Here is a 2,378-nt window from a genome sequence, read left to right on the forward strand (position 1 = left end):
GGCCGGTGACGGGGTCGTCGTCCACGACGAGGGCGTCGCTCACGGGTCCTCCTCCTCGGCGGAGTCGCGCATGACGAAGATCTGGTCGACTGCGTCAGGCGGAACACCCGCATCGCGTCGTCGGACCGCGGGCGGATGAGCGTGACCGATCCGCCGGTCAGACCGCGATCCCGGCGCGCCCGCGCGAGCACCGCGAGGCCCGCGCTGTCGACGAACTCCACGTCGGTCAGGTCGATCGTGAGGCGGGAGGCCGCCGAGACCTGCGGCCCGTCGAACACCTGGCGCGCGCGCGGAGCCTCCACGGCATCCAGGCGGCCGGCGAGCGCGACCAGCGCGTACACGGCATCCACGTAGACCACATCGATCCTCAGGGCGCTGCCGCCCGTCGAGTCAGCGCTGTGCATCGTCGCCCCCGATCTCCATGCGCAGTTCCAGTTCGTTCGTGTCGCCCACGCGCCGGTAGGCCACCCCGGTCGTGAGCGAGCGGATGATGGTCAACCCGTAGCCGCGCTCGCGCTCCGGATCGGCGGGGAGCGCGGCGACCCCCGACGGGTCGAACGGCGCACCCCGGTCGACGAGCCGGACGACGAGCTCGCCCGGCGTCGCCTCGAGCGCGAGGTCGATCGTCGACCCGGCGGGCAGGCCGCCGTGCTCGATGACGTTCATGCAGGCCTCGTGGACGGCCAGCTCGGCGCGCGCGGCGAGCGCGGACGCCGTGTCGGGCTCCAGGTGCGCGACGGAGGCCGCGAGCCAGCCGCCGATGCGCCGGGTCGCGAGGGCCGTGGGCTCGAGCTCCAGACGGGAGCGGACGACCTCGGTCATGCCGCCGACCTCTCCCGCCGCACGACCATGAGCGTCGCATCGTCGGACGGCGCCGCGCCCCGGGCGAAGTCCTGCACGGCGTCGAACACGGCGGACACGAAACCCGCCGAGTCACGGCGGTCCGCCGTCGCGCACAGGTCGGTGAAACGCTCGTAGCCGAACTGCTCCCCTTCCGGGTCGGTCTGCTCGACCAGCCCGTCGGACCCGATGACGAGCGCGTCGTCCGGTCCGAGGACCGTGGACCAGACCCGCGGCACGCGCCCGCGGACGATGCCGAGCGGAGGAACGGATGCCTTCACGGTCTCGGCATCCGCTCCGATCCGGAGGACCGGTGAATGCCCGGCGTTGACGAGCGACACCTCGCCCGTGTCCTCCTGCAGCACACCCACCGCGAGAGTGATGAAGACGCCGACGTCGTCGAGGTGGTCGAAGAGCTCGTCCTCGATGCGCTGGAACACGTCGACGACGGAGTCGTCGGGGCGCGTGAGGAAGGCGATGCGGCACGCGGCGACGGCGCGGGTCATGAGCATAGCGGCGGGGAGGCCCTTGCCGGCGACGTCTCCCACCGCGAACCACAGCGAACCGGTCGAGCGCCCGAAGACGTAGAAGTCGCCGCCCGTGAGCGCCGCGGGCACCGTACGCGCGGCGACGTCGACCCCGGTCGACGGCGGCGGCTCGGTCGAGATGACGGACTGGGCGAGGACGGATGCCAACTGGTGCTCGCGCTCCACGGCGGCGCTCTCGAACTCGTGCCGGTGCAGTTCGCGGAACGCGAGCATGATGCCGATCGCCGACACGATCGCCTCGATGAGCGGCACGTCGCTCGTCGAGAACGGGCGGTCGCTCGACCGGAAGAACGCGATGTGCTGGTCGTCCTCCCCCTCGGGGTCGAGCACGGCGACGACCGCGGTATCGGAAGCGACGGCGCGGACGGCGTCGTCCTCGGCGGACCGGAGGACGTCCTCGACCAACCGGACGTGGGCCTCGAGGTCGGTGTGGTCGCCCCGGACCAGCGCGACCTCGCCGTGCTCGAACAACACGACCTGTCGGGAGTCGGTGATCGAGAGCGCGCGGTCGAGGAGCAGCGCGAGGGTGTCGTCGCTCGCGGCTCCGCGCAGGTTGATGCGGGCGAGGGCCTCGACGGCGAGCTGCCGGTCCTGGCTCGCGATGAGCGCCTCGGTGAGGGCGAGCTGCGTCGCCTGCAGCTCGGCGACGGCGTCGCGGACGACCCGTTCCGCGAGGGCGATGCGGTCGCGCTCCTCCGCGCCCGCACCCGTGTGCGCAGCCGCGGCGGCGAGAACCTCGATCGCGCTCGACAGGGAGTCGGGCGCGCCGACACCCGCGCGGGCGCCCGTCTCGTCCGTCCTCATGACGGATCGTCGCCGGAGGAGCGGATCGTGAACAGCTCGGCGAGGTCGGTGATCTCCAGGATGACGCGGACGGCGTCGGCGGGGTCGACGAGCACGACCTCTCCCCCGAACGCCCGGGCCTGCTTCTGGAGCCGCACGAGTTCGGCGAGCGCCGTGAATCGAGGAACGCCACCTGCGACAGGTCCA

The 2,378-nt window shown here is 72.5% G+C and carries 4 protein-coding genes; all 4 read right to left on the minus strand.

Annotation, left to right across the window (positions count from 1 at the left end; translation table 11 throughout):
* The coding region (locus I5G_RS23550; protein ID WP_022880385.1) for an STAS domain-containing protein at nt 1-404 on the minus strand (404 nt) is incomplete at its 3' end.
* Nucleotides 391-822 (minus strand): ATP-binding protein, encoded by a 432-nt coding sequence (locus I5G_RS24200; protein WP_022880386.1) that lies wholly within the window; start codon nt 820-822, stop codon nt 391-393. The genes I5G_RS23550 and I5G_RS24200, both read right to left, overlap by 14 nt.
* A complete protein-coding gene (locus tag I5G_RS18515; protein WP_022880387.1) occupies nt 819-2,192 on the minus strand; it encodes a PP2C family protein-serine/threonine phosphatase in 1,374 nt (457 codons plus the stop codon). Before I5G_RS18515 ends, I5G_RS24200 begins: the two co-directional genes overlap by 4 nt.
* Nucleotides 2,189-2,378 (minus strand): STAS domain-containing protein (locus tag I5G_RS26055; protein ID WP_026096081.1); only part of this gene is annotated, 190 nt, incomplete at its 5' end. The genes I5G_RS18515 and I5G_RS26055, both read right to left, overlap by 4 nt.

Origin of the sequence: Microbacterium sp. B19 (assembly GCF_000333395.1) — a bacterium.
Classification (GTDB): domain Bacteria; phylum Actinomycetota; class Actinomycetes; order Actinomycetales; family Microbacteriaceae; genus Microbacterium.

Coding starts and splice junctions, on each gene's coding strand:
- I5G_RS18515 (WP_022880387.1), bottom strand. CDS start 2,192: ATGAGGACGGACGAGACGGGCGCCCGCGCGGGTGTCGGCGCGCCCGAC.
- I5G_RS24200 (WP_022880386.1), bottom strand. CDS start 822: ATGACCGAGGTCGTCCGCTCCCGTCTGGAGCTCGAGCCCACGGCCCTC.